The sequence below is a fragment of the Enterococcus sp. DIV1328a genome (genome assembly GCF_050536905.1).
Lineage (GTDB): Bacteria > Bacillota > Bacilli > Lactobacillales > Enterococcaceae > Enterococcus > Enterococcus faecalis.
Window position 1 is genome coordinate 158,066 of record NZ_CP172912.1, and the last position, 18,481, is coordinate 176,546.

At 39.3% G+C, this 18,481-nt stretch carries 33 protein-coding genes; all 33 read left to right on the forward strand.

Annotated elements, in window-relative coordinates; all coding sequences use genetic code 11:
- Positions 1-151: 151 nt before the first annotated feature.
- The 33 genes from thiD to IGL93_RS00890 all read left to right on the forward strand — a co-directional run bounded on the left by thiD (position 152) and on the right by IGL93_RS00890 (position 18,479).
- Positions 152-976, forward strand: coding sequence for a bifunctional hydroxymethylpyrimidine kinase/phosphomethylpyrimidine kinase (thiD, locus tag IGL93_RS00730; RefSeq protein WP_010775505.1), 825 nt, complete (start codon positions 152-154; stop codon positions 974-976).
- Between the two features lie 271 nt (positions 977-1,247).
- Positions 1,248-2,414 (forward strand): SAM-dependent methyltransferase, encoded by a 1,167-nt coding sequence (locus IGL93_RS00735; RefSeq protein ID WP_002389616.1) that lies wholly within the window; start codon positions 1,248-1,250, stop codon positions 2,412-2,414.
- Between the two features lie 348 nt (positions 2,415-2,762).
- On the forward strand, positions 2,763-3,071 hold the full coding sequence (gene rpsJ, locus IGL93_RS00740; RefSeq protein ID WP_002389727.1) for a 30S ribosomal protein S10: 309 nt from the start codon (positions 2,763-2,765) through the stop codon (positions 3,069-3,071).
- Positions 3,072-3,092: 21 nt separating this feature from the next.
- Complete coding sequence (rplC, locus tag IGL93_RS00745; protein WP_002356199.1) at positions 3,093-3,722, forward strand: 50S ribosomal protein L3; 630 nt, start codon at positions 3,093-3,095, stop codon at positions 3,720-3,722.
- Positions 3,723-3,747: 25 nt separating this feature from the next.
- Complete coding sequence (rplD, locus tag IGL93_RS00750) at positions 3,748-4,371, forward strand: 50S ribosomal protein L4 (RefSeq protein ID WP_002356200.1); 624 nt, start codon at positions 3,748-3,750, stop codon at positions 4,369-4,371.
- Positions 4,371-4,661 (forward strand): 50S ribosomal protein L23, encoded by a 291-nt coding sequence (locus IGL93_RS00755; protein ID WP_002356203.1) that lies wholly within the window; start codon positions 4,371-4,373, stop codon positions 4,659-4,661. The genes rplD and IGL93_RS00755 overlap by 1 nt, the downstream gene beginning before the upstream one ends.
- 39 nt (positions 4,662-4,700) lie before the next feature.
- The gene (gene rplB / locus IGL93_RS00760; RefSeq protein ID WP_002356204.1) at positions 4,701-5,531 is read left to right on the forward strand and encodes a 50S ribosomal protein L2; all 831 of its coding nucleotides are present in this window, start codon (positions 4,701-4,703) and stop codon (positions 5,529-5,531) included.
- 42 nt (positions 5,532-5,573) lie between these two features.
- Positions 5,574-5,852, forward strand: coding sequence for a 30S ribosomal protein S19 (gene rpsS, locus IGL93_RS00765; protein WP_002356205.1), 279 nt, complete (start codon positions 5,574-5,576; stop codon positions 5,850-5,852).
- Positions 5,853-5,873: 21 nt separating this feature from the next.
- A complete protein-coding gene (gene rplV / locus IGL93_RS00770) occupies positions 5,874-6,221 on the forward strand; it encodes a 50S ribosomal protein L22 (RefSeq protein WP_002356206.1) in 348 nt (115 codons plus the stop codon).
- Positions 6,222-6,287: 66 nt separating this feature from the next.
- Positions 6,288-6,944, forward strand: coding sequence for a 30S ribosomal protein S3 (gene rpsC, locus IGL93_RS00775; RefSeq protein WP_002356207.1), 657 nt, complete (start codon positions 6,288-6,290; stop codon positions 6,942-6,944).
- Between the two features lie 2 nt (positions 6,945-6,946).
- Complete coding sequence (gene rplP / locus IGL93_RS00780; protein ID WP_002356208.1) at positions 6,947-7,381, forward strand: 50S ribosomal protein L16; 435 nt, start codon at positions 6,947-6,949, stop codon at positions 7,379-7,381.
- Complete coding sequence (rpmC, locus tag IGL93_RS00785) at positions 7,371-7,559, forward strand: 50S ribosomal protein L29 (protein WP_002383858.1); 189 nt, start codon at positions 7,371-7,373, stop codon at positions 7,557-7,559. Before rplP ends, rpmC begins: the two co-directional genes overlap by 11 nt.
- A 23-nt stretch (positions 7,560-7,582) precedes the next feature.
- The gene (gene rpsQ, locus IGL93_RS00790; protein WP_002359348.1) at positions 7,583-7,849 is read left to right on the forward strand and encodes a 30S ribosomal protein S17; all 267 of its coding nucleotides are present in this window, start codon (positions 7,583-7,585) and stop codon (positions 7,847-7,849) included.
- A gap of 57 nt (positions 7,850-7,906) precedes the next feature.
- Positions 7,907-8,275 (forward strand): 50S ribosomal protein L14, encoded by a 369-nt coding sequence (rplN, locus tag IGL93_RS00795; protein WP_002356211.1) that lies wholly within the window; start codon positions 7,907-7,909, stop codon positions 8,273-8,275.
- Between the two features lie 35 nt (positions 8,276-8,310).
- Positions 8,311-8,622: a 50S ribosomal protein L24 gene (rplX, locus tag IGL93_RS00800; RefSeq protein ID WP_002356212.1), complete on the forward strand. Its 312-nt coding sequence runs from the start codon at positions 8,311-8,313 to the stop codon at positions 8,620-8,622.
- 25 nt (positions 8,623-8,647) lie between these two features.
- Positions 8,648-9,187 (forward strand): 50S ribosomal protein L5, encoded by a 540-nt coding sequence (gene rplE / locus IGL93_RS00805; RefSeq protein WP_002356213.1) that lies wholly within the window; start codon positions 8,648-8,650, stop codon positions 9,185-9,187.
- A gap of 18 nt (positions 9,188-9,205) precedes the next feature.
- The gene (locus IGL93_RS00810; protein ID WP_002356214.1) at positions 9,206-9,391 is read left to right on the forward strand and encodes a type Z 30S ribosomal protein S14; all 186 of its coding nucleotides are present in this window, start codon (positions 9,206-9,208) and stop codon (positions 9,389-9,391) included.
- Positions 9,392-9,426: 35 nt separating this feature from the next.
- The gene (gene rpsH, locus IGL93_RS00815) at positions 9,427-9,825 is read left to right on the forward strand and encodes a 30S ribosomal protein S8 (protein WP_002356215.1); all 399 of its coding nucleotides are present in this window, start codon (positions 9,427-9,429) and stop codon (positions 9,823-9,825) included.
- A gap of 31 nt (positions 9,826-9,856) precedes the next feature.
- Positions 9,857-10,393, forward strand: a complete 537-nt coding sequence (gene rplF, locus IGL93_RS00820) for a 50S ribosomal protein L6 (protein ID WP_002356217.1) — start codon at positions 9,857-9,859, stop codon at positions 10,391-10,393.
- 160 nt (positions 10,394-10,553) lie between these two features.
- The gene (rplR, locus tag IGL93_RS00825) at positions 10,554-10,910 is read left to right on the forward strand and encodes a 50S ribosomal protein L18 (RefSeq protein ID WP_002356218.1); all 357 of its coding nucleotides are present in this window, start codon (positions 10,554-10,556) and stop codon (positions 10,908-10,910) included.
- A 20-nt stretch (positions 10,911-10,930) separates the two neighbouring features.
- Complete coding sequence (rpsE, locus tag IGL93_RS00830; protein ID WP_002356219.1) at positions 10,931-11,431, forward strand: 30S ribosomal protein S5; 501 nt, start codon at positions 10,931-10,933, stop codon at positions 11,429-11,431.
- 14 nt (positions 11,432-11,445) lie between these two features.
- On the forward strand, positions 11,446-11,625 hold the full coding sequence (gene rpmD / locus IGL93_RS00835; RefSeq protein ID WP_002356220.1) for a 50S ribosomal protein L30: 180 nt from the start codon (positions 11,446-11,448) through the stop codon (positions 11,623-11,625).
- A 47-nt stretch (positions 11,626-11,672) separates the two neighbouring features.
- Positions 11,673-12,113, forward strand: coding sequence for a 50S ribosomal protein L15 (gene rplO / locus IGL93_RS00840; protein WP_002356221.1), 441 nt, complete (start codon positions 11,673-11,675; stop codon positions 12,111-12,113).
- A complete protein-coding gene (gene secY / locus IGL93_RS00845) occupies positions 12,114-13,412 on the forward strand; it encodes a preprotein translocase subunit SecY (protein ID WP_002359350.1) in 1,299 nt (432 codons plus the stop codon). It abuts the gene before it with no gap.
- A gap of 86 nt (positions 13,413-13,498) precedes the next feature.
- Complete coding sequence (locus tag IGL93_RS00850) at positions 13,499-14,149, forward strand: adenylate kinase (protein ID WP_002356223.1); 651 nt, start codon at positions 13,499-13,501, stop codon at positions 14,147-14,149.
- A 210-nt stretch (positions 14,150-14,359) separates the two neighbouring features.
- Positions 14,360-14,578: a translation initiation factor IF-1 gene (gene infA / locus IGL93_RS00855; protein ID WP_002356224.1), complete on the forward strand. Its 219-nt coding sequence runs from the start codon at positions 14,360-14,362 to the stop codon at positions 14,576-14,578.
- Positions 14,579-14,610: 32 nt separating this feature from the next.
- Positions 14,611-14,727 (forward strand): 50S ribosomal protein L36, encoded by a 117-nt coding sequence (gene rpmJ / locus IGL93_RS00860; protein ID WP_002288710.1) that lies wholly within the window; start codon positions 14,611-14,613, stop codon positions 14,725-14,727.
- A 19-nt stretch (positions 14,728-14,746) separates the two neighbouring features.
- Positions 14,747-15,112 carry a 30S ribosomal protein S13 gene (rpsM, locus tag IGL93_RS00865; RefSeq protein WP_002356225.1) on the forward strand — a complete coding sequence of 122 codons (366 nt, stop codon included), beginning with the start codon at positions 14,747-14,749 and terminating at the stop codon, positions 15,110-15,112.
- A 27-nt stretch (positions 15,113-15,139) separates the two neighbouring features.
- Positions 15,140-15,529, forward strand: coding sequence for a 30S ribosomal protein S11 (gene rpsK, locus IGL93_RS00870; RefSeq protein ID WP_002356226.1), 390 nt, complete (start codon positions 15,140-15,142; stop codon positions 15,527-15,529).
- Positions 15,530-15,609: 80 nt separating this feature from the next.
- Complete coding sequence (locus IGL93_RS00875; RefSeq protein ID WP_002356227.1) at positions 15,610-16,548, forward strand: DNA-directed RNA polymerase subunit alpha; 939 nt, start codon at positions 15,610-15,612, stop codon at positions 16,546-16,548.
- Positions 16,549-16,621: 73 nt separating this feature from the next.
- Complete coding sequence (gene rplQ, locus IGL93_RS00880) at positions 16,622-17,005, forward strand: 50S ribosomal protein L17 (RefSeq protein ID WP_002356228.1); 384 nt, start codon at positions 16,622-16,624, stop codon at positions 17,003-17,005.
- 45 nt (positions 17,006-17,050) lie between these two features.
- Positions 17,051-17,263 (forward strand): hypothetical protein, encoded by a 213-nt coding sequence (locus tag IGL93_RS00885; protein ID WP_002411018.1) that lies wholly within the window; start codon positions 17,051-17,053, stop codon positions 17,261-17,263.
- 16 nt (positions 17,264-17,279) lie between these two features.
- On the forward strand, positions 17,280-18,479 hold the full coding sequence (locus tag IGL93_RS00890) for a DUF819 family protein (protein ID WP_002356229.1): 1,200 nt from the start codon (positions 17,280-17,282) through the stop codon (positions 18,477-18,479).
- Positions 18,480-18,481: the final 2 nt, after the last annotated feature.

Genomic DNA, 18,481 nt, shown 5'->3' on the forward strand with positions numbered 1-18,481 from the left:
GTAAAAAACTGGGGTATTCGGACGTAAGACCAGAGAATTTATTCTCTGGTCTTTTTTTGTTTAGAAATTGGCTGGCTAAAAAATAAGCCAATTGGCTGTTTTAGCAGACTTGTTTCTTCAGTATACTTGGAGAAAAAGGTTAGGTGATTTAATGGAAAAAGTATTGTCGATTGCAGGCTCCGATTCAACTGGAGGGGCAGGGATTCAAGCAGATTTAAAAACATTTGAAGAGTATGGAGTTTTTGGATTTTCAAGTTTAACCTCGATTGTGACGATGGATCCTACGACAGGCTGGTCGCATGAAGTAACTGAATTGCCAGAAACGCTCTTAGAAAAACAATTGATTTCGGTTTTTGCAGGCGGTCCAGTAGCGGCTTTGAAAACAGGGATGATGGGTAATGAACAAAATATTAAAATGGCTAGTAAGTACATTAAACAAGAGAAAATTCAAAAAGTCGTGATTGACCCAGTCATTGCTTGTAAGGGAACGGCACAAATTCTGCAACCCAAAAGTGTGGAAGGCCTAAAAAACGATTTACTGCCATTAGCATTAGTTGCCACGCCTAATTTAATTGAAGCGGGCATCTTATCTGGTTTAGGCGAAATTTCTTCCGTGGCGGAGATGGAAGAAGCGGCAAAACGAATTGTACAAATGGGAGCCAAACATGTCGTGGTTAAAGGGGGACATCGCTTAGCTGGTGAAAAAGCACTGGACTTGTTTTACGATGGTCACACCGCGCATCTTTTGGAAAATGAATTATATCCTACTGATTATAATCATGGTGCAGGTTGTACTTTTTCAGCGGCAATCACAGCTGGCTTGGCAAAAGGTTATTCGGTGTTAGAAGCAGTAACTTTAGCAAAAAAATTTGTAGCAGCGGCGATTAAACACGGTATTCAAGTTAATCCTTATGTGGGGCACGTGTGGCATGGCGCATACACTCATGCGGAACAACGGATGCGTAAGAAAGAATAATATTTAGAACTAGAGGAGTCTGTCAAGGACTGGCTCTAGTTTTTTTGTGATAAAGAATAACAATAGTAGGTATTACGTTAAAAGAATGTTCAAATTTTTAAAAGAGGAGTAGAATAGAACTGTAATTGCAAAAAAAGAAGCGGAACATAGAAGGGGTGATAACTTTTCTGTGCTTCAGTTTAGAACGGACTGTGGTGTTTGTTTTGACGAACTACCGGAAAGCGACTTCTTTTTGTTTTGGCTTCAAATGGTATTTAATGGAGGGAATGCAATGTTAGAAAAAGAAACGTACAGTCAACTGTTTAAATGGTCTTTTTCAAAAAAGACACAAGTCACATACTGGGATGGTACCGTCAAAGAGTATGGGCAAGGGTCGGGGGATCCGGTTTTTAAAATTGTATTCAATGAAAAAATTCCTGTGAAGGATTTACTGAATAACGCTTCGTTAACTTTAGGGGAAGCCTACATGGATCGCAAAATTGAAATCGAAGGCGATATCCAAGCGCTGATTTATGATGTGTATAACCAAAAGGATAGCTTTTTACACAATGCTAAATTTATTAAATGGCTTCCTAAAGAAAGTCATTCAAAAAAACGTTCGCAAGAGGATATTCACAGCCATTACGATCTAGGAAATGATTTTTACAAAAAATGGCTTGACCAAACAATGACGTATTCATGTGCTTATTTTAAAACGCCTGAAGATACATTAGAACAAGCGCAAGTGAATAAAGTTCATCATATTTTAGATAAATTATTTATCAAAGAGGGCGACACTTTACTGGATATTGGCTGCGGCTGGGGCACGTTAATTTTAACTGCGGTGAAAGAATATGGAGCCAAAGCAACTGGGATTACATTAAGTGAAGAGCAATTTCATCATATTCGCCATATTATAGAAAAAGAAGGCCTACAAGATCGAATGACTGTCAAATTGATGGATTATCGTGATTTAAAAGGAGAGTCTTTTGACCATATTACGAGTGTTGGGATGTTTGAACATGTCGGTGCAGAAAATCTACATGAATATTTTGACGTCGTTCAACGAAACTTAGCGCCTAAAGGTACGGCGTTGATTCATGGTATCAGTCGCCAACAAGGTGGGGCTAAAAATGCTTGGATTAATCGTTATATTTTCCCTGGTGGCTATATTCCTGGTGTCACTGAGCTAGTCGGCCATATGACAGAAAATGACTTGCAAGTGATTGACTTGGAAAGTTTGCGCAGAGATTATCAATTGACGTTGGAACATTGGACAAAAAACTTCCATAATATAGAAACAGAAATTGTTGACGAAAAAGGGGAGCGCTTCTATCGAATGTGGGACTTATATTTGCAAGCATGTGCAGCCTCATTCCAAGCAAGCAATATTGATGTTATTCAATATTTATTGGTTCATCCAGATAACAATGATATTCCAATGCGCCGGATTGGTTAATAGAATAAAAAAGAAAGAATTTGAGATTCTGGTAAAAAAGGAATCCCAAATTCTTTTTTTATAAAAATAGGATGAAAAGAATTGAAAAACAAAACAAATGCTTTTCAAAACAAGAAAAAATTCTTTCGAAAAAACGCAGAAAATCCTTGCTAACACTATCCTTTCATAGTATAATCAAAAAGGTGCTGTTTACAGGAGTGTAAAAAGCATTGGTAGATCAACGATTTGATTTGCCGGCTGTGAAGCGAGAGGTTGCGACACGCTCGGACGCTTTGCCATGAACGAGCATGCCGGATAAATTTTCGTGGAGCTATGTCTACTTTTAAAATAGGCGAAGGAGGGAACAAGATGGCAAAACAAAAAATTCGTATCCGTTTAAAAGCGTATGAACACCGTATTTTAGATCAATCAGCGGATAAAATTGTGGAAACAGCAAAAAGAACTGGAGCTGACGTATCAGGTCCGATTCCATTACCAACAGAACGCTCACTTTACACAGTTATTCGTGCGACTCATAAATACAAAGATTCTCGCGAACAATTCGAAATGCGTACTCACAAACGTCTAATTGACATTGTGAACCCAACACCAAAAACAGTTGACGCTCTAATGAAGCTTGACTTACCGTCTGGTGTTAATATTGAAATCAAACTATAAAATTAAGATGGAGGTGTACTCATGACCAAAGGAATCTTAGGGAAAAAAGTGGGAATGACACAAATCTTTACTGAGTCTGGTGAATTAATTCCAGTAACAGTAGTTGAAGCTACGCCAAACGTAGTTTTACAAGTAAAAACTGTTGAAACTGACGGATACGAAGCTATCCAAGTTGGTTACCAAGACAAACGTGAAGTTTTATCAAACAAACCTGCGAAAGGTCATGTTGCAAAAGCAAACACGGCTCCTAAGCGCTTCATTAAAGAATTCAAGAATGTTGAGCTAGGAGAATATGAAGTAGGTAAAGAAATCAAAGTAGATGTTTTCCAAGCAGGAGACGTTGTTGATGTTACAGGTACTACGAAAGGTAAAGGATTCCAAGGGGCAATCAAACGTCACGGCCAAAGCCGCGGACCTATGTCTCATGGTTCTCGTTATCACCGTCGTCCTGGGTCAATGGGTCCAGTAGCGCCTAACCGTGTATTTAAAAATAAACGACTAGCCGGCCGTATGGGTGGCGACCGCGTAACAATTCAAAACCTTGAAGTTGTTAAAGTGGACGTAGAAAGAAATGTTATCTTAATCAAAGGAAACATTCCTGGAGCGAAAAAATCTTTAATCACAATCAAATCAGCTGTGAAAGCTAAATAAGTGTAGGGAAAGGAGGAACTAAGGAATGCCGAATGTAGCATTATTCAAACAAGATGGAACTCAAAACGGTGAAATCACTTTAAATGAAGAAATCTTCGGAATCGAACCTAATGAAAGTGTTGTCTATGATGCAATCATCATGCAACGTGCTTCATTAAGACAAGGAACACACGCAGTTAAAAATCGTAGCGCTGTTCGTGGCGGTGGCCGCAAACCATGGCGTCAAAAAGGAACTGGTCGTGCTCGTCAAGGTTCAATCCGTTCACCACAATGGCGTGGAGGTGGCGTAGTCTTTGGACCAACACCGCGTTCATACAGCTACAAACTTCCTAAAAAAGTTCGTCGCTTAGCAATGAAATCTGTATTATCAGACAAAGTTGCTGAAAATAACTTGGTAGCAGTAGAAGGTTTAAGCTTCGATGCACCAAAAACAAAAGAATTCAAACAAGTTCTTGCTAACTTGTCTATCGATACTAAAGTATTAGTTGTTTTAGAAAATGGTAACGACTTTGCAGCTTTATCAGCTCGTAACTTACCAAACGTTTCTGTAGTAACTTCTGATAACGTTAGTGTGTTAGATGTTGTGTCAGCTAACAAAGTCTTGGCAACACAAACAGCTCTTACTCAAATTGAGGAGGTGCTTGCATAATGGAATTACTAGACGTAATCAAACGCCCAGTGATCACTGAAAAATCCATGTTAGCTATGGACGAAAAGAAATATACTTTCGAAGTGGACACTCGCGCAAACAAAACTTTAGTAAAACAAGCTGTTGAATCAGCATTCGATGTTAAAGTAGCAAACGTAAACATCTTAAACGTGCGTCCAAAATTCAAACGCATGGGTAAATATGCAGGTTATACAAAAAAACGTCGCAAAGCGATCGTTACATTAACTGAAGATTCAAAAGAAATTCAATTATTCGAAGCTGCTGAATAAGCAGTCCTGAACAATATCAACGTAGGAGGGAAATAAGACGTGGCGATTAAAAAGTACAAACCTACCACAAATGGCCGTCGTAACATGACAAGTTCTGATTTCGCTGAAATCACAACTTCAACACCAGAAAAATCATTGTTACAGCCATTAAAAAACAATGCCGGTCGTAACAACAACGGTCGCATTACGGTTCGTCACCAAGGTGGCGGTCACAAACGTCAATACCGTGTGATTGACTTCAAACGTAATAAAGATAACGTCGCAGCGGTTGTTAAAACGATCGAGTACGATCCAAACCGTTCTGCTAACATCGCGTTAGTTCATTACGAAGACGGGGTTAAGGCATACATCTTAGCACCAAAAGGATTAGAAGTAGGCATGCGCCTAGTATCTGGTCCAGAAGCAGATATTAAAGTAGGTAACGCATTACCATTGGAAAACATTCCAGTTGGTACAGTTATCCACAACATTGAAATGAAACCTGGTAAAGGTGGACAATTAATTCGTTCAGCTGGAACAAGCGCGCAAGTACTTGGTAAAGAAGGCAAATACGTATTAATCCGCTTAAACTCTGGCGAAGTTCGTATGATCTTAGCAACTTGCCGTGCAACAATCGGTTCAGTTGGTAACGAACAACACGAATTAATCAACATTGGTAAAGCTGGCCGCTCTCGTTGGATGCGTAAACGCCCAACTGTTCGTGGTAGCGTAATGAACCCTAACGATCACCCACACGGTGGTGGTGAAGGTAAAACACCAATTGGACGTAAAGCGCCAGTATCTCCATGGGGTCAACCAGCAATTGGATACAAAACACGTAATAAAAAAGCTAAATCAGACAAACTTATCGTTCGTCGTCGTACTAAATAATTTTTTTGACCATGTGTCGTACATTTTGAGAGGAGGTTCACCATGGGTCGTAGTTTAAAAAAAGGACCTTTCGTCGATGATCATTTGATGAAAAAGGTCGAAGCACAACAAGGTGCCGAAAAGAAAAAAGTAATTAAAACTTGGTCTCGCCGCTCTACAATTTTTCCATCATTCGTAGGTTTCACAATCGCTGTATATGATGGACGGAAACATGTCCCTGTTTACATTCAAGAAGACATGGTAGGACATAAATTAGGTGAATTTGCACCAACTAGAACTTATCGTGGCCACGTTGCTGACGATAAAAAAACTAAACGCTAATTTTGAGGGGAGGATATGCAAATGTCAGAACAAATTACATCAGCTAAAGCAACTGCAAAAACAGTTCGCACTTCACCTCGTAAAGCACGTTTAGTAATCGATCTTATCAGAGGGAAAAGCGTTGCGGATGCAATTTCAATCTTGAAATTCACACCGAACAAGTCTGCTGGAATCATTGAAAAAGTTTTAATGTCAGCAGTTGCTAACGCAGAAAACAACTTTGACTTAGACGTTGAAAGCTTAGTCGTATCTGAAGCATTTGTTAACGAAGGACCAACAATGAAACGTTTCCGTCCTCGTGCAAAAGGTTCAGCTTCACCAATCAACAAACGTACTAGTCACATCACAGTAGTTGTAACAGAGAAATAAGTCTCATGAAATAGGCTGTTTTCTTTATGAAAACAGAGCTTAAACATTTAAGAGGAGGGACAATCAGTGGGTCAAAAAGTACATCCAATTGGAATGCGTGTAGGCATCATCCGCGACTGGGATGCGAAATGGTATGCTGAAAAAGAGTATGCTGAATTCTTACACGAAGATTTAAGAATCCGTAAATTTATCGCAACAAAACTTGCTGATGCTGCTGTATCTACAATTGAAATCGAACGCGCTGCAAACCGTGTTAACATTTCAATTCACACAGCTAAACCAGGTATGGTTATCGGTAAAGGCGGATCTGAAGTCGAAAACCTAAGAAAAGAATTAAATAAATTAACTGGCAAACGAGTTCACATCAACATCGTTGAAATCAAAAAACCAGATTTAGATGCAAAATTAGTAGGCGAAGGAATTGCACGTCAATTAGAAAACCGTGTTGCTTTCCGTCGTGCTCAAAAACAAGCTATCCAACGCGCAATGCGTGCTGGTGCTAAAGGAATCAAAACTCAAGTATCAGGTCGTCTAAACGGTGCGGATATCGCTCGTTCAGAAGGATACTCTGAAGGAACTGTACCACTTCACACATTACGTGCGGACATTGATTACGCATGGGAAGAAGCGGACACTACTTACGGAAAACTAGGAGTTAAAGTGTGGATCTATCGTGGAGAAATTCTTCCAACGAAAAAAAACACTGAGAAAGGAGGGAAATAATCATGTTAGTACCTAAACGTGTAAAACACCGTCGTGAATTCCGCGGAAAAATGCGCGGTGAAGCTAAAGGCGGAAAAGAAGTAGCATTTGGTGAATGGGGTTTACAAGCAACTGAATCTCACTGGATTACTAACCGTCAAATCGAAGCAGCCCGTATTGCAATGACTCGTTACATGAAACGTGGCGGGAAAGTATGGATTAAAATTTTCCCTCACAAGTCTTACACAAGTAAAGCTATCGGCGTACGTATGGGTAAAGGTAAAGGGGCACCAGAAGGCTGGGTATCACCAGTTAAACGTGGTAAAATCATGTTTGAAATCGCAGGCGTTCCTGAAGAAGTAGCTCGTGAAGCTCTTCGTCTTGCATCTCACAAATTGCCGGTAAAAACTAAGATCGTAAAACGTGAGGAAATGGGTGGTGAATCGAATGAAGGTTAAAGAAATCAGAGAATTAACCACTGCCGAAATGCTAGATAAAGAAAAACAATTAAAAGAAGAATTGTTCAACTTAAGATTCCAATTAGCAACAGGTCAATTAGAAAACACTGCACGTATTAAAGAAGTACGTCAATCGATTGCACGCATCAAAACAGTATTGCGTGAACAAGCTAACTAATAGTGGAAGGAGGCCAAACGCGTATGACTGAAGAAAGAAATCAACGTAAAGTTTACCAAGGTCGTGTGGTATCAGACAAAATGGATAAAACAATCACAGTTGTCGTTGAAACAAAGAAAAACCACCCTATCTATGGCAAACGTATGAAATATTCTAAAAAATATAAAGCGCATGATGAAAACAACACAGCGAAAGTTGGAGACATCGTAAAAATCATGGAAACTCGTCCATTATCAGCTACAAAACGTTTCCGTTTACTAGAGGTAGTCGAAGAAGCAGTTATTATCTAATAAAACGAGAATTTCCTAATAGATTGAAGCACAAAATCTGAAAGGGGGATACACATCGTGATCCAACAAGAAAGTCGTTTAAGAGTCGCTGACAATTCTGGCGCACGTGAAATTTTAACGATCAAAGTCCTAGGCGGATCTGGTCGTAAAACTGCTAACATCGGTGACGTTATTGTTGCTACTGTCAAACAAGCAACGCCAGGTGGGGTTGTTAAAAAAGGTGAAGTAGTTAAAGCCGTTATCGTTCGTACAAAATCTGGCGCTCGTCGTGCTGACGGTTCTTACATCAAATTTGATGAAAATGCTGCGGTAATTATCCGTGACGATAAAAGCCCACGCGGAACACGTATCTTCGGACCAGTTGCACGTGAATTACGTGAAAACAACTTCATGAAGATCGTTTCTCTAGCACCAGAAGTATTATAATCTCGAGCCCACGTTAAAGGAGGTGCGAAACAGTAATGTTTGTTAAAAAAGGCGATAAAGTAAAAGTTATCACTGGTAAAGATAAAAACAAAGAAGGCGTTGTCTTAGCAGCGTTTCCTAAACAAGATAAAGTTATCGTTGAAGGTGTCAACGTCGTTAAAAAACACCAAAAACCAAACCAAGCAGCCCCACAAGGTGGAATCCTTGAAGTGGAAGCGCCAATTCATGTTTCTAATGTAATGGTGATTGATCCTTCAAACGGAGAAGCTACTAAAGTTGCGTTTAAAGAAGTCGACGGCAAAAAAGTCCGCGTTTCTAAAAAAACAGGTGAAGTTTTAGATAAATAAAAATTGCGGAAGGAGGGCTTACTGAATGAACCGCCTGAAAGAAAAATATATTAAAGAAGTAACACCATCATTGGTGGAAAAATTTAATTACAGCTCAGTTATGCAAACACCTAAAGTTGATAAAATCGTTATCAACATGGGTGTGGGTGATGCAGTATCAAATGCTAAAAACTTAGACAAAGCTGTTGAAGAATTAGCATTAATCACTGGTCAAAAACCACTTATCACAAAAGCTAAAAAATCTATCGCTGGATTCCGTTTACGTGAAGGAATGCCAATCGGTGCGAAAGTAACGCTACGCGGCGAAAGAATGTACGAATTTTTAGATAAATTAGTAACAGTTTCTTTACCTCGTGTACGTGACTTCCACGGTGTCAGCAAAAAAGCTTTCGATGGTCGTGGTAACTATACTTTAGGTATTAAAGAACAATTAATCTTCCCAGAAGTTGATTATGATTTAGTAGATAAAGTACGCGGTATGGACATCGTAATTGTTACAACAGCGAACACTGACGAAGAGTCTCGCGAATTGTTGGCACAATTAGGTATGCCATTCCAAAAATAATATAAGGAGGCGAACTACGTGGCTAAAAAATCAATGATTGCTAAAAACAAACGTCCTGCTAAACATTCAACACAAGCTTATACTCGTTGTGAACGTTGTGGACGTCCACATTCAGTTTATCGTAAATTTCATCTTTGCCGTATTTGCTTCCGCGAACTTGCCTATAAAGGTCAAATTCCCGGCGTGAAGAAAGCTAGCTGGTAAACAAGTAAACTCGCATAAAGGAGGTAAATAGTTCAATGGTCATGACAGATCCAATTGCAGATTTTCTAACTCGCATTCGTAATGCGAACATGGTTAAACATGAAACTTTAGAAGTACCTGCTTCAAAAATCAAACGTGATATCGCAGAAATCCTGAAACGTGAAGGATTTATCCGCGACGTAGAATACATCGAAGATGACAAACAAGGCGTAATCCGTGTTTTCCTAAAATATGGTAAAAACGAAGAACGTGTTATCACAAACTTAAAACGTATTTCTAAACCAGGTTTACGTGCATACGTAAAAGCTGACGAAGTACCAAAAGTATTAAACGGTCTAGGAATTGCAATCATCTCTACATCAGAGGGTGTAATTACTGACAAAGAAGCTAGAGCGAAAAATATCGGCGGCGAAGTAATCGCCTACGTATGGTAATTCTAAAAAATACACAAGGAGGTGTCTCTAAGTGAGCCGTATTGGTAATAAAGTTGTTGTTCTTCCTGCTGGTGTTGAAATCAAGCAAGACGGAAACAACATTACAGTTAAAGGACCTAAAGGTGAATTAACACGCGAATTTTCTTCTGATATCAAAATGAACATCGAAGGAAACGAAGTGACATTCACTCGTCCAAACGATTCAAAAGAAATGAAAACAATCCACGGAACAACTCGTGCAAACTTCAACAACATGGTTGTTGGTGTTTCTGAAGGTTTCCAAAAAGCACTTGAACTTATCGGGGTCGGATACCGTGCCCAAGTACAAGGCAACAAATTAACTTTAAACGTTGGTTATTCTCATCCTGTCGAAATGACAGCACCAGAAGGCGTAACATTTGAAGTACCTGCGAACACACAAGTTATCGTTAAAGGCATCAACAAAGAAGTTGTTGGTGAATTAGCTGCTAACATCCGTGGCGTTCGTCCTCCAGAACCTTATAAAGGCAAAGGGATTCGCTATGTTGGTGAATTTGTACGCCGTAAAGAAGGTAAAACTGGTAAATAATAACAGCTGTGTAGAAAACAGAAGTCAACAACAAGCAACTGTCATTTTATGGGATTTTTCCAATAAAATGCTTTTGTCTTGTCTGCCAGCTTCTCTTTTCCGTAATCTGCTGACTGCTTGAAATATTAGTAGTAAACATTAAATCAAAGAGGTGAAAATTGTGATTACAAAACCAGATAAAAACAAAACACGTCAAAAGAGACATCGTCGTGTACGTAACAAAATCTCTGGTACTGCTGAGTGCCCACGCTTGAACATTTTCCGTTCTAACAAAAACATCTACGCGCAAGTCATTGATGACGTAGCGGGTGTGACGCTAGCAAGTGCCTCTGCCTTGGATAAAGAAATTTCAGGTGGAACAAAAACAGAAACAGCTGCAGCTGTTGGTAAACTAGTTGCTGAACGTGCCGCTGAAAAAGGCATCAAAAAAGTAGTCTTCGACCGTGGTGGATACCTTTACCATGGCCGCGTGCAAGCTTTAGCTGAAGCTGCTCGTGAAAATGGACTAGAATTTTAGGAGAAGGAGGAACACCATTCATGGTTTATATTGATCCAAAACATTTGGAATTAGAAGACCGCGTTGTAGCGATCAACCGTGTAACAAAAGTTGTTAAAGGTGGACGTCGTTTACGTTTCGCAGCTTTAGTTGTTGTCGGTGACAAAAACGGACACGTTGGTTTCGGTACTGGTAAAGCACAAGAAGTACCTGAAGCTATCCGTAAAGCAATCGAAGACGCGAAGAAAAACTTAGTTGAAGTGCCTATGGTTGGTTCTACTATCCCGCACGAAGTAATTGGCGTATTCGGTGGCGGCCGTATCCTTATGAAACCTGCAGTAGAAGGTTCTGGGGTAGCTGCTGGTGGACCAGTTCGTGCCGTATTGGAATTAGCTGGTGTAGCAGATATTACATCTAAATCACTAGGTTCAAACACACCTATTAACGTTGTTCGCGCAACTGTTGAAGGTCTAAAACAATTAAAACGTGCCGAAGAAGTGGCAGCACTTCGCGGTAAATCTGTAGAAGAAATTATCGGTTAAGGAGGACAAAAATAATGGCTGAATTAAAAATTACTTTAAAACGCAGTGTTATCGGACGTCCTCAAAACCAACGTGCTACAGTTAAAGCGTTAGGTTTAGGTAAAGTGAATAGTACTGTTACAAAACCTGCCAATGAAGCAATCAAAGGTATGGTTAACACTATTTCACATTTAGTGGACGTAGAAGAAGTTTAAGATTTATAGATTTGTAATAGAAGATTGCTTAAGGAGGTGCCAAACCTATGAAACTTCATGAATTAAAACCTGCTGAGGGCTCACGCCAAGTACGTAACCGTGTTGGACGTGGTACTTCATCTGGTAATGGTAAAACAGCTGGCCGTGGACAAAAAGGGCAAAAAGCCCGTTCAGGCGGTGGTGTTCGTTTAGGATTTGAAGGGGGTCAAACTCCATTATTCCGTCGTTTACCAAAACGTGGGTTTACAAACATTAATCGTAAAGATTACGCTGTTGTGAACTTAGATACTTTAAACCGTTTTGAAGATGGAACAGAAGTAACTCCTGTTGTCCTAAAAGAAGCAGGAATCGTTAAAAACGAAAAAGCGGGAATCAAAGTTCTTGCAGATGGTGAGTTAACGAAAAAATTAACTGTGAAAGCAGCTAAATTCTCGAAATCAGCACAAGAAGCTATCGAAGCTGCTGGTGGTTCAATCGAGGTGATCTAATTGTTCAAGCTATTAAAGAACGCCTTTAAAGTCAAAGACATTAGATCAAAAATCTTATTTACAGTTTTAATCTTGTTTGTATTTCGCCTAGGTGCGCACATTACTGTGCCCGGGGTGAATGCAAAGGGATTGTCTGATTTAAGTAGCTTACCCTTTTTGAATATGTTGAATATGGTGAGTGGTAGTGCCATGCAAAACTTCTCTATCTTCTCGATGGGGGTTTCGCCATACATTACAGCCTCTATTATTATTCAACTATTGCAAATGGATATTGTACCTAGATTTGTAGAATGGTCAAAACAAGGGGAAGTTGGGCGTAAGAAATTAAATCAAGCTACAAGATATCTAACGATTGTCTTGGGTGTGGCTCAGTCAATGGGGATCACTGCTGGTTTTAATAGCTTAAGTCAAACTGGGATTGTCAACAATCCAACCTTAGGTACCTTTGTGATGATTGCAGTTATTTTAACTGCTGGGACGATGTTTGTGACTTGGATGGGTGAACAAATTACAGAAAAAGGAATCGGAAATGGTGTTTCAATGATTATCTTTGCCGGGATTATTTCTCGTTTGCCAGGAGCAGTCAAAGAAATCTATGAAGATTACTTCGTCAATATCGAGTCTTCTCGTATTTGGCAATCTGTTATTTTCATTGCAATCTTAGTTATTGCTATTTTGGTGATTGTTACAGTCGTAACGTTCTTCCAACAAGCAGAACGTAAGATTCCAATCCAATATACAAAACGTGTTTCTGGTGCACCAACAAGTAGTTATTTACCGTTAAAAGTAAATGCTGCTGGGGTTATTCCAGTTATCTTTGCCAGCTCGTTAATTGCAACACCAAATGCCATTTTACAAGCTTTCTCATCAAAATTCGCTGGTGAAAATTGGTATGACATTATGACAAAAATCTTCAGTTATAACACAGTTCCAGGGGCAATCATCTATACTGTCCTAATCGTTGCGTTTACGTTCTTCTATGCATTTGTTCAAGTAAACCCTGAGAAATTAGCGGAAAACTTACAAAAACAAGGAAGCTACATTCCAAGCGTGCGACCAGGTAAAGGTACAGAAGAATATGTATCTGGCGTGTTAATGAGATTAAGTGTTGTCGGCTCAATTTTCCTAGGACTTGTTGCTTTACTTCCAATCATTGCGCAAATGGTTTGGAACTTACCTCAATCAATCGGTTTAGGTGGAACAAGTTTACTAATCGTTATCGGGGTTGCATTAGAAACAACGAAACAATTAGAAGGATTAATGATGAAACGTCAATATGTCGGCTTTATCAATAAGTAAGAATCGAGTGTTGAGGTTTTACCTCAGCACCATTCTCACATATGGCTAGCTTCATAAGCCGGTCTTTAAAATTAGGAGGAGAATATATGAACCTCATTTTAATGGGATTACCTGGAGCAGGTAAAGGCACCCAAGCAGAAAAAATCATTGATACGTATGGCATTCCACATATTTCTACTGGAGATATGTTCCGTGCAGCAATGAAAAATGAAACTGCCTTGGGCCTAGAAGCGAAATCTTATATCGATAAAGGTGAACTGGTTCCTGACGAAGTAACAAACGGAATTGTTAAAGAACGCCTTGCTGAACCAGACACAGACAAAGGATTCCTATTAGATGGTTTCCCACGTACACTGGATCAAGCAAAAGCATTAGATACAATGCTTAAAGAATTAAACAAAAAAATTGATGCTGTCATTGACATCCATGTAGAAGAAGATGTATTAATCGAGCGTTTAGCTGGACGATTCATCTGTCGCACATGTGGCGCAACGTATCATAAATTATTCAACCCGCCAAAAGTTGAAGGCACTTGTGATCGCTGTGGCGGACATGAATTCTACCAAAGAGAAGATGATAAGCCCGAAACGGTTAAAAATCGTTTGGCAGTCAACATTGAAAGTAGCGCACCAATCTTAGCTTTCTATAAAGAACAAGGCTTGATGCATACAATCGATGGCAATCGCGAAATCGATACTGTTTTTTCTGATGTGAAAAAAATCATTGACGAAAACTAATTTCCAATTGCCCGCAGTTTAACCCTGTTGTTGTATTCAGTTTCTCTTGCCAAAACATAACTAAATATGGTAGAATATATCAGTCCGACTTCTACAGTTTTGTGACATCAAAATGAATAACGAAGTTAGTTGAGAATTTCTAGGTGGGAGCTGGAGTTTCCGCCGTTTTATCGTGTGAAAACGCGAAACAAGTACAAGGAGGTACTGTGCGTGGCAAAAGAAGATATGATTGAAGTCGAAGGTACAGTCGTCGAAACTTTGCCGAATGCAATGTTTAAAGTCGAACTAGAAAATGGACACCAAGTTCTTGCTACTGTTTCAGGTAAAATCCGTATGCACTACATCCGTATCTTACCTGGTGACAAAGTAACAGTTGAATTATCACCGTATGATTTAACGCGTGGCCGTATTACTTATCGCTTTAAATAATTGTACTCCGTAAAACCACAGGAGGTATTATCATGAAAGTAAGACCATCAGTAAAACCAATGTGTGAACATTGTAAAGTAATTCGCCGTAAAGGACGTGTTATGGTTATTTGCCCAGCAAATCCAAAACATAAACAACGTCAAGGATAATTAGGAGGTGTAACGAATAATGGCTCGTATTGCAGGAGTAGACATCCCTCGTGACAAACGTGTAGTAGTTTCTCTTACTTACATTTATGGTATTGGTAACACTACAGCTAAAAAAGTTTTAGCAAACGTTGGCGTATCTGAAGATGTTCGTGTACGTGATTTAACAAACGAACAAACAGATGCGATTCGTGCGGAAATTGATAAGTTAAAAGTTGAAGGGGATCTTCGTCGTGAAGTGAACTTAAACATCAAACGCTTGATGGAAATCGGTTCATACCGTGGAATCCGTCACCGTCGTGGATTACCAACTCGTGGACAAAACACGAAAAATAATGCACGTACTCGTAAAGGCCCTACTAAAACAGTAGCAGGCAAGAAAAAATAATTCCTAAGTGAAGGAGGTTAGAACTTCATGGCAGCAAAAAAAGTTAGTCGTAAACGCCGTGTCAAAAAGAATATAGAATCAGGTGTAGCACATATCCATTCTACATTCAACAATACAATCGTAATGATTACTGATACACATGGTAATGCATTAGCATGGTCATCAGCAGGATCATTAGGCTTTAAAGGAAGCAAAAAATCAACTCCTTTTGCCGCTCAAATGGCTGCAGAAGCCGCAACTAAAGTGGCAATGGAACATGGACTTAAAACTGTAGACGTAACAGTTAAAGGACCTGGTTCTGGACGTGAAGCAGCAATTCGTTCATTACAAGCAACAGGTTTAGAAGTGACTGCAATTCGTGACGTGACTCCAGTTCCTCATAATGGATGCCGCCCTCCAAAACGCCGTCGTGTTTAATGAGCGCCACTCATTCTGAGTTTGAATTAGGAACGTCATTGAACAAGACACTTTTCGTTTTGAAAGGGGTATAGATAAGAATGATTGAATTTGAAAAACCAAGAATCGAAAAAATTGATGAAAATAGAGATTATGGTAAGTTCGTCGTTGAACCATTAGAACGCGGTTACGGAACTACTTTAGGTAACTCTCTACGTCGTATTTTATTGTCTTCTTTACCAGGAGCTGCAATTACGAATATTCAAATCGATGGTGTTTTACACGAATTCTCAACCATTCCAGGTGTACGAGAAGACGTAACACAAATTATTTTGAATATTAAAGGCTTAGCATTGAAATTATATGCTGAAGAAGAGAAAACCCTTGAGATCGATATTACAGGACCCGCTACCGTGACTGCCGGCGATATTATCGTGGACAGTGATGTTGAGATCCTAAATAAAGATTTAGTTATCTGTAGTGTTGCTGAAGGAGCTACTTTCCATGCTCGCTTAACAGTGAAACCTGGTCGTGGCTATGTTCAAGCAGACGAAAACAAAAAAGAAGATATGCCAATCGGTGTACTTCCAGTTGATTCCATCTACACACCCGTTCGTCGTGTTAACTACCAAGTAGAAAATACACGTGTTGGTCGTCGTGATGATTTCGACAAATTAACAATGGAAATATGGACAGATGGTTCAATCATTCCTCAAGAAGCACTAAGTTTAGCTGCGAAAATCATGACTGAGCATTTAGATATCTTTGTAAACCTTACTGACGAAGCGAAAAACGCTGAAATCATGGTGGAAAAAGAAGAAACTCAAAAAGAGAAAATGCTAGAAATGACGATTGAAGAACTTGATTTATCAGTTCGTTCATATAACTGTTTAAAACGTGCAGGCATTAATACTGTACAAGAACTTACAAACAAATCTGAACCAGAAATGATCAAAGTACGTAATTTAGGTCGTAAATCTCTTGAAGAAGTAAAACTTAAATTGCATGATCTAGGATTAGGATTACGTAAGGACGATTAAGACTTTTACGAAGTTTCCAGTCCTGCTTAACAGCAGTGGCTCGTGAGAACAGAAACGAAGGAGGGAACCCAACGTGAGTTACCGTAAATTAGGACGCACATCAAGCCAACGTAAAGCTATGCTACGTGATATTACAACTGATTTAATCATCAACGAACGCATCGTAACTACTGAAGCTCGTGCGAAAGAAGTACGTTCAACTGTAGAAAAAATGATTACTTTAGGTAAACGTGGAGATCTTCATGCACGTCGTCAAGCAGCTACTTTCGTTCGTAATGAAGTTGCTAGTGTTCGTGAAGAAGATGAGTCTATCGTTGTTGAATCAGCTTTACAAAAGCTATTTAACGATTTAGGACCTCGTTTCGCGGAACGCCAAGGTGGTTACACTCGTATCTTGAAGACAGAACCAAGACGCGGCGATGCAGCACCAATGGTAGTTATCGAATTTGTTAAATAATTAATAAACCGATCACTTTATAGATGTTTCTTTTAGAGTGTTATGATGTTGGAGGCGACTCCGAGTCTAGCTCTGCTTTCCCTGTTAAAGATGGCTTTAGCAGGGGAGCACTCATCATATAAAGGTGATTTTTTTTTGCTTTGGGAAAACGCTGTTTTCTCAAAGCTTTTTTGTTTCTTAAAAGCATTGCAGAAGCTTTTCCGGTTTGTTATACTGGTTATTAATTGGAATTTTCAGATAATTAAACATCTGAGTTAGTAGAAGGGGGAATTATATGTCGCAAATGTTTGCTTTTTCGTTGCTGATGGTTATTTTATACATTGGTGATGTAGTTTCTATCAAAACAAAAGCTTGGATTCCATCCGTTTTTGTTTGTGGTGTTTTATTTATTCTTGGTTATTGGACTATTTTTCCACAAAATATTGTGGAAGTGGCAGGGATTCCTACAGTGGTTGCCACTTTATTAATGTATCTGTTGATTACTAATATGGGTACTCTGCTCTCTGTTAAAGAATTGGTTAATCAATGGAAAACGATTGTGATTGCTTTGTCAGGTATTCTGGGCATTATTGCCTTGTTGTTAGCTGTAGGGACTTTTGTTTTTGACTTAAAAACAGTTTTAGTTGCAATCCCGCCGTTAGTAGGAGGTTTAGTTTCTTCATTAGTAATGTCAGAAGCGGCTCAATCAGCTGGTTTAGCCTCACTTTCGGTTTTGGCAATTTTAATTTATGTCATTCAAGGGTTTGCAGGTTATCCCTTAACTTCAATTGTTCTAAAAAAAGAAGGAAAGCGGAAGCTTCAAGAATATCGAGCAGGGACATGGCAGCCGGTTCATGAACAAGAGGGGCAAGAAACAGGAGCAGAACCAGATGTGCCTAAACTATTTGAAAAAGTACCCAAACGATATCATACAGATTATTCACGAATTTTACGTTTAGCCTTAGTTGCCACACTTGCTTATTATGTTTCTGTGTGGACGGCACCGTTTGTGACGATTAGTCCTTTTGTGCTGTGTTTATGTTTTGGCGTGATTGCAACGTCTTTAGGCTTTTTAGAAAAGCAACCATTACAGAAAGCAAATAGCTTTGGTTTTGCGATTTTAGGGTTAATGCTTTTTGTCTTTGATGGCTTAAAGCAAGCCACACCTGAAATGTTGATGGATTTATTTTTACCAATGATTGGGATTATTGTGATTGGTGTTATCGGGATGTACATCTTTTCAGCAATTGTTGGTCGTGTATTAGGTGTGAGTAAAGAGATGGCATTCGCTGTTTCGTTGACAGCTTTATATGGCTTTCCAGCCGATTATATTATTACTAATGAAGTGATTCAATCATTGACAGAAGATGAACAAGAACAGGCGGCTTTAACGAGCCATTTAATGCCACCGATGTTAGTGGCAGGTTTCGTAACAGTCACCATTGTTTCGGTTATTTTAGCGGGTATTTTTTCAAGTATTTTATTAAGTTTGTAGAA

Bases quoted from the DNA above. Each gene is read 5' to 3' on its own strand.
- rpsM (WP_002356225.1), top strand. From the start codon at position 14,747: ATGGCTCGTATTGCAGGAGTAGACATCCCTCGTGACAAACGTGTAGTA.
- IGL93_RS00890 (WP_002356229.1), top strand. From the start codon at position 17,280: ATGTCGCAAATGTTTGCTTTTTCGTTGCTGATGGTTATTTTATACATT.
- rplO (WP_002356221.1), top strand. From the start codon at position 11,673: ATGAAACTTCATGAATTAAAACCTGCTGAGGGCTCACGCCAAGTACGT.
- rpsK (WP_002356226.1), top strand. From the start codon at position 15,140: ATGGCAGCAAAAAAAGTTAGTCGTAAACGCCGTGTCAAAAAGAATATA.
- rplE (WP_002356213.1), top strand. From the start codon at position 8,648: ATGAACCGCCTGAAAGAAAAATATATTAAAGAAGTAACACCATCATTG.
- rpmD (WP_002356220.1), top strand. From the start codon at position 11,446: ATGGCTGAATTAAAAATTACTTTAAAACGCAGTGTTATCGGACGTCCT.
- rplX (WP_002356212.1), top strand. From the start codon at position 8,311: ATGTTTGTTAAAAAAGGCGATAAAGTAAAAGTTATCACTGGTAAAGAT.
- IGL93_RS00885 (WP_002411018.1), top strand. From the start codon at position 17,051: ATGTTGGAGGCGACTCCGAGTCTAGCTCTGCTTTCCCTGTTAAAGATG.
- rplC (WP_002356199.1), top strand. From the start codon at position 3,093: ATGACCAAAGGAATCTTAGGGAAAAAAGTGGGAATGACACAAATCTTT.
- rplP (WP_002356208.1), top strand. From the start codon at position 6,947: ATGTTAGTACCTAAACGTGTAAAACACCGTCGTGAATTCCGCGGAAAA.
- IGL93_RS00735 (WP_002389616.1), top strand. From the start codon at position 1,248: ATGTTAGAAAAAGAAACGTACAGTCAACTGTTTAAATGGTCTTTTTCA.
- rpsQ (WP_002359348.1), top strand. From the start codon at position 7,583: ATGACTGAAGAAAGAAATCAACGTAAAGTTTACCAAGGTCGTGTGGTA.
- rpsE (WP_002356219.1), top strand. From the start codon at position 10,931: ATGGTTTATATTGATCCAAAACATTTGGAATTAGAAGACCGCGTTGTA.
- rplV (WP_002356206.1), top strand. From the start codon at position 5,874: ATGTCAGAACAAATTACATCAGCTAAAGCAACTGCAAAAACAGTTCGC.
- rpmJ (WP_002288710.1), top strand. From the start codon at position 14,611: ATGAAAGTAAGACCATCAGTAAAACCAATGTGTGAACATTGTAAAGTA.
- IGL93_RS00850 (WP_002356223.1), top strand. From the start codon at position 13,499: ATGAACCTCATTTTAATGGGATTACCTGGAGCAGGTAAAGGCACCCAA.
- rpsH (WP_002356215.1), top strand. From the start codon at position 9,427: ATGGTCATGACAGATCCAATTGCAGATTTTCTAACTCGCATTCGTAAT.
- rpsJ (WP_002389727.1), top strand. From the start codon at position 2,763: ATGGCAAAACAAAAAATTCGTATCCGTTTAAAAGCGTATGAACACCGT.
- rplD (WP_002356200.1), top strand. From the start codon at position 3,748: ATGCCGAATGTAGCATTATTCAAACAAGATGGAACTCAAAACGGTGAA.
- rpsS (WP_002356205.1), top strand. From the start codon at position 5,574: ATGGGTCGTAGTTTAAAAAAAGGACCTTTCGTCGATGATCATTTGATG.
- IGL93_RS00755 (WP_002356203.1), top strand. From the start codon at position 4,371: ATGGAATTACTAGACGTAATCAAACGCCCAGTGATCACTGAAAAATCC.
- rpmC (WP_002383858.1), top strand. From the start codon at position 7,371: ATGAAGGTTAAAGAAATCAGAGAATTAACCACTGCCGAAATGCTAGAT.
- IGL93_RS00875 (WP_002356227.1), top strand. From the start codon at position 15,610: ATGATTGAATTTGAAAAACCAAGAATCGAAAAAATTGATGAAAATAGA.
- thiD (WP_010775505.1), top strand. From the start codon at position 152: ATGGAAAAAGTATTGTCGATTGCAGGCTCCGATTCAACTGGAGGGGCA.